General features: G+C 58.3%; 15 protein-coding genes and 1 tRNA gene. 3 read left to right on the forward strand and 13 right to left on the reverse strand.

Features of this window, described 5'->3' with window-relative positions; all coding sequences use genetic code 11:
* Position 1 precedes the first annotated feature (1 nt).
* The 4 genes from hisD to DMY87_RS04260 form a co-directional block, all read right to left on the reverse strand.
* Positions 2 to 1,300: a histidinol dehydrogenase gene (gene hisD / locus DMY87_RS04245; protein ID WP_110789997.1), complete on the reverse strand. Its 1,299-nt coding sequence runs from the start codon at positions 1,298 to 1,300 to the stop codon at positions 2 to 4.
* Between the two features lie 58 nt (positions 1,301 to 1,358).
* Positions 1,359 to 1,796, reverse strand: a complete 438-nt coding sequence (locus tag DMY87_RS04250) for a DUF2948 family protein (protein WP_110789998.1) — start codon at positions 1,794 to 1,796, stop codon at positions 1,359 to 1,361.
* Positions 1,797 to 1,957: 161 nt separating this feature from the next.
* Positions 1,958 to 3,250, reverse strand: a complete 1,293-nt coding sequence (murA, locus tag DMY87_RS04255; protein WP_110789999.1) for a UDP-N-acetylglucosamine 1-carboxyvinyltransferase — start codon at positions 3,248 to 3,250, stop codon at positions 1,958 to 1,960.
* Between the two features lie 127 nt (positions 3,251 to 3,377).
* The gene (locus tag DMY87_RS04260; RefSeq protein WP_133252996.1) at positions 3,378 to 3,674 is read right to left on the reverse strand and encodes a hypothetical protein; all 297 of its coding nucleotides are present in this window, start codon (positions 3,672 to 3,674) and stop codon (positions 3,378 to 3,380) included.
* Positions 3,675 to 3,827: 153 nt separating this feature from the next.
* Between DMY87_RS04260 and DMY87_RS04265 the strand changes: the two genes are divergently transcribed.
* A tRNA-Thr gene (locus DMY87_RS04265) sits at positions 3,828 to 3,902 on the forward strand.
* A 92-nt stretch (positions 3,903 to 3,994) separates the two neighbouring features.
* Complete coding sequence (locus DMY87_RS24105) at positions 3,995 to 5,566, forward strand: tyrosine-type recombinase/integrase (protein WP_165826137.1); 1,572 nt, start codon at positions 3,995 to 3,997, stop codon at positions 5,564 to 5,566.
* Between the two features lie 6 nt (positions 5,567 to 5,572).
* Here the strand turns inward: DMY87_RS24105 and DMY87_RS04275 are convergent, their stop codons facing one another.
* From DMY87_RS04275 to DMY87_RS04285, 3 genes are all read right to left on the reverse strand, one after another.
* Complete coding sequence (locus DMY87_RS04275) at positions 5,573 to 5,968, reverse strand: hypothetical protein (protein WP_110790001.1); 396 nt, start codon at positions 5,966 to 5,968, stop codon at positions 5,573 to 5,575.
* A gap of 75 nt (positions 5,969 to 6,043) precedes the next feature.
* Positions 6,044 to 6,451, reverse strand: coding sequence for a helix-turn-helix domain-containing protein (locus DMY87_RS04280; protein ID WP_110790002.1), 408 nt, complete (start codon positions 6,449 to 6,451; stop codon positions 6,044 to 6,046).
* A gap of 24 nt (positions 6,452 to 6,475) precedes the next feature.
* Positions 6,476 to 6,766: a DUF2293 domain-containing protein gene (locus tag DMY87_RS04285; protein ID WP_110790003.1), complete on the reverse strand. Its 291-nt coding sequence runs from the start codon at positions 6,764 to 6,766 to the stop codon at positions 6,476 to 6,478.
* Between the two features lie 986 nt (positions 6,767 to 7,752).
* Between DMY87_RS04285 and DMY87_RS04295 the strand changes: the two genes are divergently transcribed.
* Positions 7,753 to 8,526 (forward strand): recombinase family protein, encoded by a 774-nt coding sequence (locus tag DMY87_RS04295; protein ID WP_110790005.1) that lies wholly within the window; start codon positions 7,753 to 7,755, stop codon positions 8,524 to 8,526.
* A 150-nt stretch (positions 8,527 to 8,676) separates the two neighbouring features.
* On the opposite strand, the gene DMY87_RS04300 is transcribed toward DMY87_RS04295, so the two are convergent.
* From DMY87_RS04300 to DMY87_RS04325, 6 genes are all read right to left on the reverse strand, one after another.
* Positions 8,677 to 9,816, reverse strand: coding sequence for a hypothetical protein (locus DMY87_RS04300; RefSeq protein WP_110790006.1), 1,140 nt, complete (start codon positions 9,814 to 9,816; stop codon positions 8,677 to 8,679).
* A 214-nt stretch (positions 9,817 to 10,030) separates the two neighbouring features.
* Positions 10,031 to 10,708: a hypothetical protein gene (locus DMY87_RS04305; protein ID WP_110790007.1), complete on the reverse strand. Its 678-nt coding sequence runs from the start codon at positions 10,706 to 10,708 to the stop codon at positions 10,031 to 10,033.
* Positions 10,705 to 11,448, reverse strand: a complete 744-nt coding sequence (locus DMY87_RS04310; protein WP_110790008.1) for a M48 family metallopeptidase — start codon at positions 11,446 to 11,448, stop codon at positions 10,705 to 10,707. The genes DMY87_RS04305 and DMY87_RS04310 overlap by 4 nt, the downstream gene beginning before the upstream one ends.
* Position 11,449: 1 nt before the next feature.
* A complete protein-coding gene (locus DMY87_RS04315) occupies positions 11,450 to 14,464 on the reverse strand; it encodes a type I restriction endonuclease subunit R (protein ID WP_110790009.1) in 3,015 nt (1,004 codons plus the stop codon).
* A gap of 6 nt (positions 14,465 to 14,470) precedes the next feature.
* Positions 14,471 to 15,778 (reverse strand): restriction endonuclease subunit S, encoded by a 1,308-nt coding sequence (locus DMY87_RS04320; RefSeq protein ID WP_110790010.1) that lies wholly within the window; start codon positions 15,776 to 15,778, stop codon positions 14,471 to 14,473.
* A complete protein-coding gene (locus DMY87_RS04325; RefSeq protein ID WP_110790011.1) occupies positions 15,768 to 17,258 on the reverse strand; it encodes a type I restriction-modification system subunit M in 1,491 nt (496 codons plus the stop codon). Before DMY87_RS04325 ends, DMY87_RS04320 begins: the two co-directional genes overlap by 11 nt.
* Positions 17,259 to 17,378 lie beyond the last annotated feature (120 nt).

Here is a 17,378-nt window from a genome sequence, read left to right on the forward strand (position 1 = left end):
CCTAGTCCCCGAGATTGAGGCGGATGGCGACGGAACGGGCATGGGCTTCCAAACCTTCCGACTTCGCCAAGGCGATGGCCGCGGGGCCGAGCTGGCGCAACTGGTCCGGGCCGAGCCTCAGGATCGAGGTGCGCTTGACGTAGTCCAGCACCGAAAGCCCGGAGGAAAAGCGCGCCGACCGCGCCGTCGGCAGGACGTGGTTCGAGCCGCCGACATAATCGCCGATCACTTCCGGGGTGTGCCGCCCGACGAAGATCGCGCCGGCATTGCGGATGCCTGCGAGCAGCGGCTCGGGATCATCGACCGCCAGTTCCAGATGCTCGGCGGCGATGCGGTTGGCGAGCGGGATTGAATCTTCCAGCCGGTCGACCAGAATGATGGCGCCGTAATCGCGCCAGCTGGCGGATGCCGTCTCGGCACGCGGCAAGGTCTTCAACTGGCGCTCGACGGCGGCTTCGACCGCTTTGCCCAAAGCCTCATCGTCGGTGATGACAATCGACTGGGCGCCGGTATCGTGTTCGGCCTGGGCGAGCAGATCGGCGGCCAGCCAATCCGGGTCATTGTCCTTGTCGGCAATGACGAGCACCTCCGATGGACCGGCGATCATGTCGATGCCGACGGTTCCAAAGACATGGCGCTTGGCGGCGGCAACATAGGCATTGCCGGGGCCGACGATCTTCGCGACCGGCGCAATGGTCTCGGTGCCATAGGCGAGGGCTGCTACGGCTTGGGCACCGCCCAAACGGTAGATTTCGGTGACGCCGGCGATCCTCGCCGCCGCCAGCACCGTCGGGTTGATGGCGCCGCCGGTTGCCGGCACCACCATGACGACACGCGGCACGCCCGCCACCTTGGCCGGCAGCGCGTTCATCAGAACGGAGCTCGGATAGCTCGCCGTTCCGCCCGGCACATAAAGGCCGACGGCATCGATTGCCGTCCAGCGGGAGCCGAGGCCGACGCCAATCGCGTCCTCATAGATGTCGTCCTTCGGCATCTGGCGGGCGTGATGGCGCTCGATGCGTTCTGCCGCGAGGTTCAGCGCCTCAATCAGTTCGGGTGACGTTGCCGCCACAGCCGCGTCGATTTCCGCGTCCGTCACGCGCATCGAAACCTGCGTGAAATCAATGCCGTCGAAGCGTTTCGAATAATCGGCCAAGGCCTGATCGCCCCGGGCGCGCACATCGTCGATGATCGTGCGCACGGCGTCGTTGACGTCGTCGGACACTTCACGCTTGGTCGTCAGGAAGGCGGCAAACCGTGCCTCGAAATCCCCCGATGTCTGATTGAGCCAGATTGCCACGTCCCCAGTCTTCCTCTTCACATGCTATGCGTTTGCCCGAAATCGCCGGCCAAGCTTGTCAGTCTGCCTCGTGTGCCGGTCGCGACGTCGTTTCCCAGGCGCCGCCGGTATCGGCAAGCTGGGCCTCGATGCATTCGACGTCGAGCGCGATCACACCACCGCCGGCCAACACGAGTTCCACGACACCGTCGGGCCCCTCGCCCTTCACGGCAAAGCGAATGGCGAGAAGGCTCAAGACCTCCTCGGTCTTGTTGCGATCGAAGCCAATCGAGCGCACGGCCTCGACGCGCTTGAAGGTGAGTGCTGCGCGGCAGCGTTCGAAGCTCTTGGCACCTCGCTCAGCCTTTTCCCAGACGAAGCGATTGGCAACCAGCGAAAACAGACCGGAGCGGGGTGAAAAGGACAGGTCGGCAACTTTGAACACGGCGTCCTGCATATGGGCGGAGATGATCGCCAGATCATCCGCGTCGAGCGCCAGAAGCTTCACGTCTGCCATGTCACCTGTCCGTCCTGCCTTGCGGCGCTATCGTGTCTCATCCATCGCATTGCATGATGGAATTCATGTTTTGGACATAGGTTGCCGCTTGTCCAGTGGCAACGGGACAAAAAGACTTTTCGCCCCGCAGCCGCCGTACCGCCATCAGAGGCAGGCGTGGATCAGTCGCTGATGCGCTCGACGATGGCGCCGCAACGGGTGAGCTTTTCTTCCAGGCGCTCGAAACCGCGATCAAGGTGATAGACGCGGCTGACCATGGTTTCGCCTTCTGCGGCAAGGCCGGCGATGACCAGCGAGACGGAGGCGCGCAGGTCGGTTGCCATCACAGGTGCGCCGCGCAGGCGGGTGACGCCTTCGATGCGGGCGGTCTGACCCGACAGCGTGATCTTGGCACCGAGTCGGGCCAGCTCCTGCACATGCATGAAGCGGTTTTCGAAGATCGTCTCCGTCACATGCGAGATGCCGTTGGCACGGGTCATCAGACCCATGAACTGCGCCTGCAGATCGGTCGGGAAACCGGGGAAGGGTTCGGTGACGATATCGACCGGGCGGATCGCGTCGCCATGGCCGATGACGCGGATGCCGCCATCAACGGCCGAGACTTCTGCACCAGCGCGGCGGATCGCCTCGATCGCGGTGTCGAGAAGCGTGATGTCGGTGCCAGCCAGCGTCACATCCCCGCCGGTCATGGCAACCGCCATGGCATAGGTGCCGGTCTCGATGCGATCCGGCAAGACGCGGTGGCGGGCGCCGGAAAGGCTGGTGACACCTTCGATGGTGATGGTCGAGGTGCCGGCGCCGGATATCTTGGCGCCCATGGCGATCAGGCAGTTGGCGAGATCGACGACCTCCGGTTCGCGGGCCGCATTGCCGATCACGGTGGTGCCGCGCGCCAGCGAGGCGGCCATCAGCATGACATGGGTCGCGCCGACGGAAACCTTGGGGAAGGTGTAACGGGCGCCGATCAGGCCGCCCTTCGGCGCCTTGGCATTGATATAGCCGCCGTCGATTTCCATCTCGGCGCCGAGTGCCGTCAGGCCTTCGATAAAGAGATCGACCGGACGCGTGCCGATGGCGCAGCCGCCCGGCAGCGAGACGCGCGCCTGGCCTTCGCGGGCAAGCAACGGGCCGATGACCCAGAAGCTGGCGCGCATCTTGGAGACCAGTTCATAAGGGGCCGTGGTATCGGCGACCGTGCGGCAGGTGAAATGCACCGTGCGCGAATAGGAACCGTCCTGATGCTCGCGGCGACCGTTGACGGCGATGTCGACGCCGTGATTGCCGAGAATGCGGATGAGGCCTTCAACGTCGGCCAGATGCGGCACGTTTTCGAGCGTCAGTGTGTCCGACGTGAGGAGCGAGGCGATCATCAGGGGGAGCGCTGCGTTTTTCGCACCCGAGATCGGGATGATCCCGTTCAACGCATTGCCACCGACTATCCTGATGCGATCCATATGAGCCTGCGATACGGGCGAAGAGGCCCGCCTTTCCTGATGAGATGTAAGGGGTCAGCCAGTCTGGCGAGGCTGGCTGTTTAGACGAAAAGCATTTCAGGTTCAATCGAGCCTGGGAAACATGGTTTCATTCGCCCGAGGGGGCATCCTGATCGGTTGTTCCATCCTCAACCGCACTCGCATCCGGATTGGACAAATTTGCGGCAGGCAGCCCCTCGCCGTCTTCCGCCTCGCCAGCACGGCGGGCGCGGGCCTGTTGCTTGCGGCGGGCGAGATTTTCACGAAGCTTCACGGCGACCCGCAGCCTGCGCTGCTCCTCGGCCGCACTCAGCTTCGGTTTTCCACGGCCGGAACCCGTCCGTTCTGCAGCATCCGAAACATCCGTTTCTGCCGTTGACGCCTTGTTTTCCAATGGATCTGTCATGGCCCGCTTGATAACCCAAAGCACCTTCGTGCAAAAGACCTGTATGACAACCTCTGAAAACTTCGGTCCATTTCGCTTTCCGGCTTGCACTGCCGGAAAGTCTATGGCAATAGGCCCCTCGTTCCGGGCGGACAAACGCTTCGCCCGCCAGATGCTGCTATAGCTCAGGGGTAGAGCACTCCCTTGGTAAGGGAGAGGCCGAGAGTTCAAATCTCTCTAGCAGCACCATTCCATGCCCTTGATTTCATTACATACCTTGCAATTTCGGGCCGTTTGTTCATTCTTCCGTTACAAAATGCGTTACAAACCGGAAGAACTCGATGGCCCGCCAGCCGCGCTATCTCTTGAATCGAAACGGCCGTTATTTTGCGCGGCTCGTGATCCCCAAACATCTGAGGGCATATTTAGAAAACAAGACAGAGTTGCGTGAAGCACTCGGTCCCGATCGGAAAGTCGCCCTCAGCTTGCTGCATTCTGCTGTCTCGCGAATGCAATACACGATCGCGAAAGCTCATGAGGAAGCTGCGAAGGCGAAAGGTCGAAGCGTCGAACCTGGCCGTTATCCCCTTAAGGTCGACCAGATCGCTTTGAAGAATTATCATGAACGCCTCGCCTTGGATTCCGAACTTCGCCAGAGTGATCCCAGATATGCGAGCATTGGGATCGACGACCGTTTGGTTGAGATGCTTCGGCAGGGTATTGCCGGGAAGTTATCTGACGAACTACTGGAAACTCTCGTTGGCGACAGGATTGAGCGCTACCACCGGCTAGGTCACACCAACGCAGAAAAAGGAACACCGGAACGACGGAAGCTTGCCATGGCGCTATGCGAGTCGGAGCTGGAGGCGCTGGCTCGCGCTGCCGAGCGAGACGAAGGCGATTTTTCAGGCAAACCCGCAACGCCCCTACTCGCGAATCCGACACCCAATATCGAGGAGCTTCCGCCAGTCCCGCTCAAAGATGTCTTCGAACGCTACATCGCGGAACTAAAAGCGAATGGGAAAGGCACAGAGGCCGAGAAGCGCTGGGCGCCTGTGATTGACGACCTGATAGTGTTCGCGAAGACATCCGACGCAAGGAAGATCACCAAGAAAGTCCTTGTTGCGTGGAAGGACGCCAAGATCAAAAAGCTATCACCGCGCACGGTAAAAGATGTATATTTGACGGCCGTGAACGCGGTGTTCAATTGGGCAATCGCCAATGACCTTTTGGAAGAGAACCCAGCGTCCACCATAAAGCTGAAAGTCGCGGCCAAAGTCTTGAACCGTCCCAAGGGATTCACCCGCGACGAAGCCACAAAGATACTAAAGTTCGCATTGGCCTACCGGCCCAAGGCTTCCGACAATCCTCAGACTCAGGAAAAGCCACAGACCAGCGCTGCAAAGAAGTGGGCGCCACTGCTCTGCGCCTTCACCGGCGCCCGCATCTCTGAGATCACACAGTTGCGCAAGGAAGACATCCAGACACAGGGTAAGATTTCCTTCATCCGGATCACTCCTGACGCCGGTAAGGTCAAAACGCGCAAGTATCGAGATGTGCCACTGCACAAGCAGATCATTAAGCTCGGCTTCCTCGACTTCGTGAAGAATTCGCCTCCAGGGCCCCTTTTCTACCCGCCGATGGAGGGTAAGCGCACAGCCGATCCCGCCCAGACAGTATCTGGGCGGATCTCCAATTGGCTCAAGACGGCAGGCGTTGTTCCGGAGGGCGTATCCCCGAACCATGGCTGGCGTCATGCATTCAAGACCACTGGTCGTGAAATGGAAATTGATAGCGGGATCCTAGACGCGATCTGTGGCCACTCGTCCGGGCGTGTGGCGGATGAATATGGGGACTTTACGATCATCGCGAAGGAAAAGGCGATCAACAAGTTGCCTCCGTTCGATGTCTGACCTCCCCTAATCCGCCGCAGTCCCCCCTCCAAGCAGCGAATGGATTAGTCGCTTCCCGATCCTGCTCGGAGGCGCCACATTACTAGGAGAAGCGGCACGAAGTAGATCCAGCCACTCGTTCTCCGCGTCCGACAGGGTTGCCTGAACAAGGAGTTCCCGCAGCAAGTTCTGCGCCTGCAATCCAAAATGCTGCGCGAAGGCAAGAGCGCAGACTTCGTTCAGATCGATCTTCAATGCGACTGCAAGAGGCTTCACCTGATCAAGGGGAAGCTTTGCGCTGCCCGAAACAACGCGCTCCACAAGAATTGCAGAAAGCTGCATGCGGTCTGCAAGCGCCTCGATCGATATCTGCTTTGCCTCCATCTCGCGCGCGATGAGGTTCGTCAAGCAATCGCCGTTCATGTCATCTACTCCAGTTGTTGTGACTGAAGCGTATTATTGCGTGCAGCTTTTAGGGTATGAGTGACAGCATGCTCACTAGTCAGAAATTCCATCTGTAGCAGCCAATAGCGCAATCAGCACACGCCGTTGAACTTCAGTTGGCTCCGCGAGATCATTCGATGCGGCATCTCGGATCAAATCAAGCCATGCAAGCTCTGCTGTCGTCGACGCGGACAACAGAATTCGCTCTAGGCACCTGAATGCCTTAGCATCATGGTGTTGCTGCAAGGCCAGTAACATCAGCTCACGAGGATCGATCTCCAAGGCGTCCGCAATGATTTCGACCCATTCCAGCCTAACCCAGGCAGCCCCCTGCAGGAGCTTGGTGATGCGCGCAGGACCGAAACCGGTCATTTGCTGGAAGGTCCAGTAGTCCATCCTCCGATCAACGAAGCGCTTGTTTAGCAGCGCTGTGATCCTTGCGTTGATTTCATACCTTGCCACCGCAGCCTCCCGAGGCGTGATCAGCTAGTCATCGATTGTGCGCTTGCGTGACCAATGAGCTATCATTGCATTTATCCTTGGCTGCACCCGCTTCCTCGCAGCGTCCTTGTTTAGGCCCATGAGGAGCAGGGTATCGTAGTCAGTCATGTTGTGGCGCAGGTATGTCTGCATGACGATGCCTACCGCCTTTCCTAAGGATGCATCACTCCATCTGCGTGCAGCCACCTCATTTGCAAAGTATTCTGCTGCAAAGTCTGGACACGCCGGATGATGGCGCCTGATGTGACGTAAAACTGATTCTTTTTTAAACAACAAATAGGACCCGTATACGCATTTAATATCGTGTATATATGCATTTTATATTATTGTAAATCGCAGAAAAATAAGTCAATACTTACTTATTATTGATCAAGAGGGCTCACCTCCTGTCGAAGTCCTAGGAACGGGGCGGGAAGCGAAAGGGGATGCCAAGGGGCGCCGCGACAACCGGGGCCGCTATCCACCTCTGCCGAGCGTTCCGCGAATGTTTATCGGCAGGATCCGCTAGAATAGCTCGTGAGACTTCAGGACATAGAACCGCGCCTCGCACCCCAGCCCTCGACACTAACGTTTACATCGATCGGTCACTTGTTGACTGTTTGTCAACAGTGGCCGAACGCAGATTGCAAATCGCGCCTGCTTGTCAACTTTACACTGCCGGACGAACATTATTTCAGCAATAACGGTGCCAAAATGCTACGTTATATTGCGAAATGTTGACGCAAGGTCCCATTATGTTGACGTTTTTGCACGAAAGTAGAGAATTCTCAAATCTGTCAACATTCACCTCCGGCCCACCAGAGGCTTCCGATGGCGACTTGCCGATAGATGTCCGACTTATGAAGGACTACGCGGCTATCCTGCATATCTGGGTGCTGCACCTCCCTCTCCAACGCCTTACCGACCAGCACCTTAAACATATCCCCGATCCATCTGCTTTCAATTTGCGGGCTACACTCAAGCTGTCCGAGAACAGCCATCGGGAGGCAGGCCCCAGTGCGGCCATCGCGCACTGTGTTTGCTCTGCGCATTACGATTGTCGTCGAGGACGATCTCAGATTGAGCGAAACGGACGCGATTGCACCTTTGGCGGCGCCTGCAACCACCTCATAATTCGAACCTCCCGGACTAGCTCCGTGGCGTCCTCGTTAGCCGTCAAGCATCAACACAAAGCCAACCGGACGTGCTCATTGGAAAAAACTTGATCAACTCTAAAGGGGATCGTATAGATTTGCTCACTTTTTACACACGCACGAGACCATATGTTCGCCTATTACACATCCAAGAGGGCCATCGCCTACACACGGGTTTCAACTACAGCTCAGAAGGAGAGTGGCATTGGTCTGCAATCACAGCGCAGCGCGATCGAAGCGTATGCGCGCCACCAGGGTGTGGAGATCATCGAATGGTTTTCAGACGCTGCTAGCGCTCGGGGCGAACAGAGCCTGAATAATCGTCCGGGCCTGCAGGCTGCAATCGCTGCAGCAAAGGCTAACGAGGCTGACCTGCTCGTTGACCGGATCGACAGGTTATCGCGCCACACGGATACCATCATGAAGATCTTCAGTAACGAGAAGATCATGGTGGTTGCAGTTTCGGAAGGCGACGCAGACAATCCTCTAGTGCTTGCTTCCAGGGCGGCAAAGGCACAGTTTGAAGGCGACAGGATCTCGGAGCTGACAAAGAAGGGGCTCAGCAGAATTAAGGCTTCCGGCGTCAAGCTGGGCAACCCGAAGAACCTTAACGAGGCTCAACGTCGCGGTGCTCAGGCAAACAAGAAGCGTGCAGAAAAGAAGGCACGGGAACTTGCCGACGTTATCAAAGCATATGGCTGGCATGACCTTAACATGCCCAAGCTCGCAGAAGCCCTAAATAGAGCTGGCATTAAGACCAGCAGAAACAAGCCATGGACGCCTGCTGCTCTGCGTCGGCCTCTCGAACGGGCAATCGAAATTCTTGGCTATAAGGCGACAACAGAAGCACCGAAGTCAGATCTCGACGCTTACGCCGATGATGATGCTTACGGCATTTTCTGACCCAATAGCAGAAAGCATGATCCTGTTCGTGCGCAGAAACTCTGCCATTTTGCGCGAGTGACTCGCTGGCGGGCTCAGCTAGATTCAGACTACGGCACTTCGGCCAACTGCACGGAGCCGTCCCACAAGCTCCCTTGTGTCATTCAGGCGTTATTGCCGATACTTGTAGGCACTATAATAGGCATCGTGCTCCGACATCAGGCGGGGCGCGCCCGAAGACAATGGATCCAGCTCTGCAACGGCCTGCTCTGCCCATTCAAGCCATTCCGCTGATACGCCGGTGTTCCCCTCCGGTGATTGGGTCACCAGCGCTTTAACTGCGGCAATGAATGCCCTTATTTCTGATGCCTCGCGATGCCTTCTTGCCAGAGCCTTCAGTTCACCGACGCGGGCAAACTGGATCTGCTCCAGGCGCTTGCGCTCGGCTTCGCGTTTCTCCCGGATTGCATATTGGCGGGCTTCCTCCTCCCTCTCCAAACGGCGTGCGTGAAGGGCTGAGCCGGCTGCTGCCAACCCCTCCAAGATGCTAGACATAGTCATCTCTAGCCGCTGCTTCTTCCCATCGGCCCAGTTGACGCGCAGTCCGAGATAACTCGCATTGGTAATCGTGAGCTTCAGCAAACCCGACGGCATATGATCGAACTCCGGGATCTTGCGCCATGAGTATTCCGCGGCATCTCGCAGTTCTTGCTTGGTCGGGATGTGAGCAACCCTCTCGGTCTGCTCGTGGAAACTGATCCAAATCTCTTCCTCCTGGATGACTAGACGCCATGAGTCCGTGTCCTGCTTCTGCAGACTCCAGCCATACCCGTGCATCTCCCGCACCAGCTGGTCAACGAGATCGCATATTCGCCCGACGGGGCCAGGCGACGTCGTGATTTTGAACGGTGGCACAGTGATAGTTGCAAAGTCCCCATACCATTTAAGTTTTGCGAGGCGTTTGCGGATTGAAGCCACGATCGGATGCGGAGGGGGCGCTGTCTGGACGTTTTCGACTGCTACTGGCTCAACTTGGCGAATATCGACCGCTTTCGCGGCCAAGGCCGGGCGGGGCACCTTCGGGCCTAGACTGACGATCGAGCCTCTATCGGCCCTCTCTGTCGGTAGTTCAGGTCTCTCGACTGCTTTGCCGAAAGCCAGCTTCTGCCAGTATGCAGGTGGTGGAACGGGTATATCGAAGCGTCTGCAGACGTTGGCGAGCGCTTGACCTGAGACGCCGAATTCCGATCCGAGCTTGTTCAGCGGGGTTGCCCAAACCAGCTGGTAGATTTCCTCACGCGTTTTTTCCATAGCAGCGCACCCCGATGTATGTGGCAGGTAACGGCGAGATATTGAAACGAATGACGGCTATAGGGCTTTGATCTGGCTCATTGAGAGCGACCAGAGTGCGAATTGATCTGCAGCCGACGCCACACGGGTTTATTGGCGATGTAGGGCCTGTCACTGAGCAGGGCGAACGCACATCGAGGATAACAAGCGCTAAACGCGAATCCCTCGATCCCTTTCAGGCATGTCGCCGATTGATGAGTTCCATAACGCCCTGCAATTGATCGCGTTTCCCTATCGTGGCTTCCAGGCTGAGGGCATTTTTGAACGCCGTCTTCATTTCTTCCCTGGAGGGCTTACCGCTCTTAGCGACTCGACCTTCGTTGCGAGCATAGTCGAACAATGCGTTTACGTGGGCGAACAGCAACACCGCATCATAGATCCTATCATTCCGCTCGACTTCTTTCAGCTTTCGGGCGTCTTGAATTCGAGCGTTCTGGACTTGATACCAGGATACGAGCGCGAATGTTTTAGCTGCCTCTAAGTCGTCGATGTGCTCGATAACACCTTTGAGTGTGCTAAGCTCAATGAGCGGAGGTTGGGGTTTCTCAGCACCTTCCAGCAGGCTGAGGCAACACGAGCGGACATATTGTGCCATGCCGCTTAGCGCGTCCGGCATTTGCGCTCGTGCGGCCAGCTTCTTGCGCTCCAAGCTGGCAGCGTGACGCATCTCCTCGCCTCGGCTTTGCTGAGACATGATCCTGATTGTCCACAGAGCTGCAACCAGGGCAATCAAGGCACCGAGGAGCGTCTGCCACTCACTGAGAAAGCTCAGTATGTTCGTAATACTGAATGTTCCTTCTGCAGGGCTGGGCTCGGTTGGTGGAGGCGAATAGAGCAGTGGTGGAACAGTCATTTCACCGCCTCCACCTTCTCCCAGCCTAGCATGTGCTCGTTCCTGTCGAGCCAGGCCTTACGTTCCTGCCAGTCCGGCAGCACGCGCCCCACGAGGTCCCAGAATTCCGGCTCGTGGTTGCGGTGCTTCAGATGGCACATTTCGTGGACGACGGCGTATTCGAGCACGGGCTTCGGGGCGAAGATCAGGTGCCAGTTGAGATTGATCTGCCGGTCCTGGCCGCAGCTGCCCCACATGTGTTTTTGGTCTTTGATCTGGAGCCCGCGCGGTTTCAGACCATGGCGTTCGCCATGCCGGCGGACGAAGTCGCGGGCGTCGTCGCGCACGCGGCGCTTCAGCCAGAGCCGGAGCGCGCTCTCGATGATGGTGTCGGATGACTCCGGCGACAGGTCGGTGGGCTTGCGGATCTGAAAGCCGTTACGGAAGCTCACCTCCACCAGGGAGCCATCGAAGGGCTCGATGGTCAGCCTCGTCATACGTCCTCGATAGGGGATCTTTGCGCCAGTCACGAACTGGTAGACGCGCGTCTGCGCCTTGGCGCGCTCCGCCATGTGCTGGACTGTCTCTATGATCCAGCCGCGCCTGCGGTCCAGCACCGCGCTGATCTGCTCGTCGGTCGCTCCCTCCGGCACCAGCAGCTCGAAGGATTTCGGCGTGATGCTGAGGCTCGCCTTGCGGGCCTTCGACGATCGCCGCAGCGTGTAATCGATCTCTTGGGCGCCGATGCGATAAACGGCCATGTCACTGTCCTGCGAAATGCTTGAGCGCGTAGGCCTCGACTTCTTCCGGGATCTCCCTGAGCTGCGTCAGTCCGGCGAGATGCGCCATGGAGCGCACCTGCTGGCGCAGGCTCTTGCGAAGGCCGTCCTTCGCCCACCAGCCTGATGGGGCGGTCACAGGGTCGGTGTAGAGCCCCTCCAGCCGGATCGCCAGAGCTTCGCCTTCCGGCCCGGAGGTGAAGCCGTTGAGGATCTGGAGGATGCCATAGGCGCCGGGAGAGAGGCCTGCTTCGACATGGGCTGCGTCCTCAGCCGTGATGTCCTTCGCCAGCTCTTCGGCTGCCTTCAGCTTGTCGCCCCAAGAGAGCTGCGCGCTTTCCAGCTTTTCCAAAAGCTGGCGCAGGCGCTCGGAGAACTTGCCATATTGGTGCGGATTGTCGTCGATCCGCTCGGTCACGGTCTTGCGCAGCTCTGTCGTCTTGCGGATCGCCGCCGTCATCAGGTCTTCATCGGTCTTGGCCGTCGGATCGAAATCCTCCCAGAACTCCGGATCGGTGATGTGGCGCAGCTTGACGGTAACGCTGAGACCCGTCGCCTCCAGATGCTTTTCCAGCATCTCGCGAATCTTCTCGCTGTAATTCATCTGGTCGAAGGCCTGGCGCTTCTCGAAGTGCTGCGTGCCATAGAGCAGGAAGTTCGCGACCCATTTCAGATCGGCGGTGAACTCCAGAACGCTCGGGTCCGGGCTCAGCGTCTCGTAGAGGGCGATGAAGCTACGCGCCTTGGCCTTGAAGTTGAACCACTTGTCCTCGGTGCCGAGCAACTTCACGAAGGCATCATATTCCGCTTTCAGTGCGTCCTTGTCGCTTGCTTTGCGTTTCAGCGGCTTCATCAAAGCCGCGACTGCAGAGTGCGCTGCCCGCAGCTGGTTGCGCAGGTCGTCCAGGTCGCGCATGGCATTTTTCACGTCATCGGCGCGGTAGGAGGAAAGCGCTTCCTCCAGATGACCGGACACGCCGATGTAATCAACGATCAGCCCGTTGCGCTTCCTGGCGTCAGAAACGCGGTTAGTGCGGGCGATCGCCTGCAGCAATCCGTGCTCCTTCAGCGGCTTGTCGAGATACATCACGCTCTCGATCGGGCAGTCGAAGCCGGTCAAAAGCTTGTCGCAGACGATCAGGAACTGCGGGTCCTCGCCCTTGCGGCCAAAAGCCTTCTTCGCCAGCTTTTCCGCCTCGGCATCCAGGTAGTGCGCCTTCAATTCAGTGCGGATCGCCTGCTTGTGGGCATCCTCGCTCGGCTTGCCGTCTTCCTGGTTGATCGAATAGACGCAGGCCGACATGGCATCGGCGCGGGCCAGCGCCACGGCGGGCGCTGTGCCCTCGGCCTTCAGATCCTCGGCAATGACCTCGGTCAGTGCCTGCTTGTAGAGGATCACCGCCTCGCGATCGATGGCGACGATCTGCGCCTTGAAACCGTCAGGCTGCGCATACTGCTTGAAATGCGTCCAGATGTCGTAGGCGATTAGTTCGATGCGGCGCGGATGCTTGACAAGATCCTCGACGGTGACGCCGCGCTTCTTGATCTCGTTGAGCTTGTCATCATCAAGCTCGGCAAACCAGGTATCGAACAGGATGTCGATCTTCGCCTCGTCGATATGCCAGTCAGTCTTGCGACCGGTGTAATAGATCGGCACGGTCGCGCCATCGGCCACCGCGTCATCGATGCCGTATTTGTCGAGATAGCCTTCGCCTGGCACGCCGAAGTTCTCATAGGTGTTCTTGTCGTCCTTCTTCACCGGCGTGCCGGTAAAGCCGAAGAAGCGGGCGTTCGGCAGCGTCGCGCGCAAGTATGCGCCGAGATCCTTTTCCTGGGTTCGGTGGGCCTCGTCCACCATCACGATCCAGTTTCCAGAATTGGCGATCGCCTCCTTCGAGCCCTGGAACTTGAAGATGGTGGAAAGCGCGGTGTGTCCGTCCTTGCCACTGCGGATCAGTGCGTGCAGATCCCGAATGCTCTCGATCGCCGTCGGGTTCGGCAGGCCGCAGGCGACAAAGGTGCCGCTGATCTGGCTGTGCAGATCTACCCGGTCGGTCAGCACCAGAATGTTCGGATTGGTCAGCGCCTCGGATTGGATGGTCCGATGCGTCTTCAGCTTCAGCGCGGCAAACACCATCGTCAGCGATTTGCCACTGCCCTGGGTGTGCCAGATAAGCCCCTGGCGGTGCTTGCCCTCGATCACACGCTCGACGATGCGGTTGACGGCGCGGAACTGCTGGTAGCGGCAGATCTTCTTGATCGTGCCGGTCTCGGTCTTTTCGAACACCACGTAATGCGCGATCAGGTCCAGCAGCCGGCTCGGCTCCAAGAGGCACCAGAGACCCTTGGCGAGTGTGTCGGGAAAATCAGCCTCCACCTTCGGCCAGGGGTCACGCCACTCGGCATAGTATTTGGAGCCGGAGCCAGTCGCGCCGTAGAGCACCAAGGCGCCATCGGTGACGATGTTGAAGACATTGGAGAAGAACAGGCGCGGAATGTCCTGCTCATATTGCCTGATCTGCTCAAAGGCCTCGCCGGTCTTGTCCTTCACATTCAGCGGGCTTTTCGCCTCGATGACGACCAGCGGGATGCCGTTCACATAGACGACGACATCCGGCTTACGCGTGGTCTCCGCCTTCACCCTGAGCTGATGCGTCACGGAGAACTGGTTGTTGCCGGGGTCGAGAAAATCGATCACCCGCAGCGTCTGGCGCGTTTCCTGGCCTGTCACCTTGCGGGCATAGTCCCCTCGCAGCACTTTCAGCCATGCCTCGTTATCGCTGATTGCCGCAAGCTCGCCATAGGCGGCCTCGGCAGAGGCGCGGTCGATCCCGTTTATGCGCATCAGCGCCTCGATCAGCTGCGGGCGAAACAGAACCTGGTTTTCGCCATCGCGCAGGCTGGTGTGTTCCGCCGGTGCTAAGAAGCCATAGCCCATGGCCTTCAGATGCTCGATCGTTGGGCGCTCGGCAAAATGCCATTCGGGACCGCGGCTCATGGGCGCTTACTCCGCTGCCATGGGAAGGGCGTCGGTGACGCGCTTGCGACCGGTGAGGAGGTCGGACATCAGGGCGGATTTGATGGTTAGCAGCCTGTCAAGTTTGCTTGCTTCTTGCTCAATCAAGGTCTTAAACGGCTCGACATTCGCCACTATGTCTCGCTGCTCCTCAATCGGAGGAAGAGCCAGGGAAATGGATTTGTAGTCACGCAATGTGATCTTCGGTCGCGTCTGTCCGCCGGTGATTTCCGCAACAGCGTCCGCTACCCGCTCGCCATTCAAGGCAATAGCGAGAAAGGCTGAGCTAGCAATCTTGGTATTTGGGCGCAGACGAACAATGTCAGCAGTGACAATGCTGTTCTCGAACGAAGGCGGTATCTCTGCTGCAATTCCAGGAGGAAGCCCCATTTTAGTGATTACTATATCGCCTGGTCGAGCAGAGTGAGCTCTAAGTCTCTCAGCTTTTTCTGGAGACACGTAAACTTCGCTTTTCCAACGAAATCGATCGCTCTGGACATCGCGCACGAAAACAACAGGAACGCCCTCGTCACAGTAGTCTTTCACTGTGAGGTCGCTGCCAAAAGGACCAATCACGAAGCTGTTTCTACTGTCTTCCGCCAGATCAGCTAGCCGTCGAACCGCCCACCCCTCCGGAATCTCCCCGATCTCCGTCTGCTTGAAACGCGTGTGTCCGATGCCTTTGCTGAGCAGGCGTTCCAGCACGCCCTGCTTGACCTTTCTGGTCTGCTCGATCACCGCCCGCGTTGCCTCAATGGCCTCATCGACGCTGGACAGGATTTCCGCGATGCGACGCTGTTCGTGGAGCGGGGGGAGACGAAGCGGGATCTTGGATATAATTGCCGTGTTGAGGTTCAACATCGTTTGACCGACGGCATGTCCATTAAGCCATTCTACCACCGGTGCACTTTTGAAAAGATGGTCAGCAAACGCGGCAGTGATCAACGCGGGATTTAGTCTCGCTCTCAAGCATCCGGTTCCGCAAAGGTAACCCGCTTGTTCTTGCCGGACTATACTGCAGCGACCGATATCGCCCCTGCGCGCGAACACTATGTCACCAGCCATCAATTTGTGAGCTTCAAGCCGGTTAGCCGTTGCCTCCGGGACCCTGGCGATATTCCTTACATTGATCTTCCCGTTGACTATGTCGCTAGGCATCACCACCGGGATTCCAGATCCCGTATATTCAGAGGCCTTCAATTGTGAGCCGAACGGGCCGGTTTGCAATCCGTCGGGCGTTAGGGTCAGGTCATTAAGTTCGACGCTATTCCACCCGCTCGGAACCTCACGCGACATAACCAAGCTCCTGCAGAAAGCCCATCATCCGCGCTTCTGCCGCATCCCGCTCCGCCTGAAGCTCCACCAGTTTCTCCACCTCGACCGCGACATCCATTTCCGCCGCCTCTTCGCCCAGATGCACATAGCGGCTGATATTGAGGTTGAAATCGTTCGCCCCAATCTCGCTTGCCGGCACAACCCGCGCCAGCCGGTCCACATCGGCGAAATCGCCATAGGCCTTTGCCAGCGTCGCGACATTGGCCTCCGACAGATGGTTCTGCGCCTTACCTTCGACAAAGTGCTCGGCGCCATTGACGATCAGAATCTGGCCCTGACGCGCCACCGACTTTTGCTTGCGCAGGATCAGGATGCAGGCCGGAATGCCCGCGCCATAAAACAGATTGGGCGCCAGCCCGACAACCGCCTCGATCAGATCGTCTTTGATCAGCCCCTCGCGGATCTTGCCCTCGGCCCCGCCGCGAAACAGCACACCATGCGGCAGCACCACGCCGCAGACGCCGTCTTCCTTCAGGCTCGCCACCATATGCTGCACAAAGGCGAGATCGCCATAGGATTTCGGCGGGCAGCCATAGCGGTCTCGGCCATAGGCGTCGCCCTTCGACCAGACATCATGGCCCCAGCTTTTCAGCGAAAACGGCGGATTGGCCAGCACCCGGTCGAAGGTGCGGATGGCCTTCACGCTGTCACCCGTCAGATTTTTTGGCTCCAGTAGCGTATCGCCGCGCGCCACCTGCGCGTCGTCGATATCATGCAGGAACAGGTTCATCTGGCAGATGGCCCAGGTGTTGAGGTTCCGCTCCTGGCCAAACAGCGACAGGCTTTCGGGGTTCTTGCCCTGACGCTCCAGATGATGCACGGCTTCCAAGAGCATGCCGCCCGAGCCGCAGGTGGGGTCATAGATCGACATGCCTTCTTCGGGCTTCAGGCATTCGACGATCAGCCGCACAACCATCTTCGGCGTATAGAACTCGCCACCCTTCTTGCCGGCATCATCGGCAAACTGCGCGATCAGATATTCATAGGCCTGGCCCAGCACATCCGGCTCGACATCGGAATTCCGCAGCCGATAAGTCTCGAAATGCTGCAGCAGCTTTTCCAGCATGGCATCCGGAAAGCGCTCCTTGTTGTTAAAATCGACGTCCTGGAAGACGCCGCGCAGCTTCATGTTGGCGTCTTCAATGGCGCGGAAGGCGGCGTTCAGATGCGTGCCGATATCGGTCGTGTGCTTGCGCACATCCTTCCAGAAATGGCCCTTGGGGATATCGAAGCGGTGCTCATCCGGATCAGCCGCGAGATCGGCATCATGATAACGCGCCAGCCGCTCCTCATACTCTTCCTCCCAGACATCCGAGAGGCGCTTGAAGAACAGAAGGCCGAAAATGTAGTGCTTGTAATCACCGGAATCGATCGATCCCCGCAGGATATCCGCCGCCCGCCAGAGATGGTTTTCCAGCTGCGCCAGGCTCAACGTCGTCATTTATACTCATCCCTCACTCAGCCGCAGGCCGATCCTACCAAATCGCTGCGCACCGGCAAATTATCTGGACATGCTCGACAAAGCGAATAGAAATTTCAGCACAATCTGTGGTCACACCCG

It is taken from the genome of Peteryoungia wuzhouensis, from assembly GCF_003205195.1.
Classification (GTDB): Bacteria; Pseudomonadota; Alphaproteobacteria; order Rhizobiales; family Rhizobiaceae; genus Allorhizobium; species Allorhizobium wuzhouense.

Excerpts from the sequence above, each read along its gene's own strand:
- DMY87_RS04275 (WP_110790001.1), bottom strand. The coding sequence starts at position 5,968 with ATGAACGGCGATTGCTTGACGAACCTCATCGCGCGCGAGATGGAGGCA.
- DMY87_RS04315 (WP_110790009.1), bottom strand. The coding sequence starts at position 14,464 with ATGAGCCGCGGTCCCGAATGGCATTTTGCCGAGCGCCCAACGATCGAG.
- murA (WP_110789999.1), bottom strand. The coding sequence starts at position 3,250 with ATGGATCGCATCAGGATAGTCGGTGGCAATGCGTTGAACGGGATCATC.
- DMY87_RS24105 (WP_165826137.1), top strand. The coding sequence starts at position 3,995 with ATGGCCCGCCAGCCGCGCTATCTCTTGAATCGAAACGGCCGTTATTTT.
- DMY87_RS04310 (WP_110790008.1), bottom strand. The coding sequence starts at position 11,448 with ATGGCCGTTTATCGCATCGGCGCCCAAGAGATCGATTACACGCTGCGG.
- DMY87_RS04305 (WP_110790007.1), bottom strand. The coding sequence starts at position 10,708 with ATGACTGTTCCACCACTGCTCTATTCGCCTCCACCAACCGAGCCCAGC.
- DMY87_RS04260 (WP_133252996.1), bottom strand. The coding sequence starts at position 3,674 with ATGACAGATCCATTGGAAAACAAGGCGTCAACGGCAGAAACGGATGTT.
- DMY87_RS04325 (WP_110790011.1), bottom strand. The coding sequence starts at position 17,258 with ATGACGACGTTGAGCCTGGCGCAGCTGGAAAACCATCTCTGGCGGGCG.
- DMY87_RS04250 (WP_110789998.1), bottom strand. The coding sequence starts at position 1,796 with ATGGCAGACGTGAAGCTTCTGGCGCTCGACGCGGATGATCTGGCGATC.
- DMY87_RS04295 (WP_110790005.1), top strand. The coding sequence starts at position 7,753 with ATGTTCGCCTATTACACATCCAAGAGGGCCATCGCCTACACACGGGTT.
- DMY87_RS04320 (WP_110790010.1), bottom strand. The coding sequence starts at position 15,778 with ATGTCGCGTGAGGTTCCGAGCGGGTGGAATAGCGTCGAACTTAATGAC.
- DMY87_RS04300 (WP_110790006.1), bottom strand. The coding sequence starts at position 9,816 with ATGGAAAAAACGCGTGAGGAAATCTACCAGCTGGTTTGGGCAACCCCG.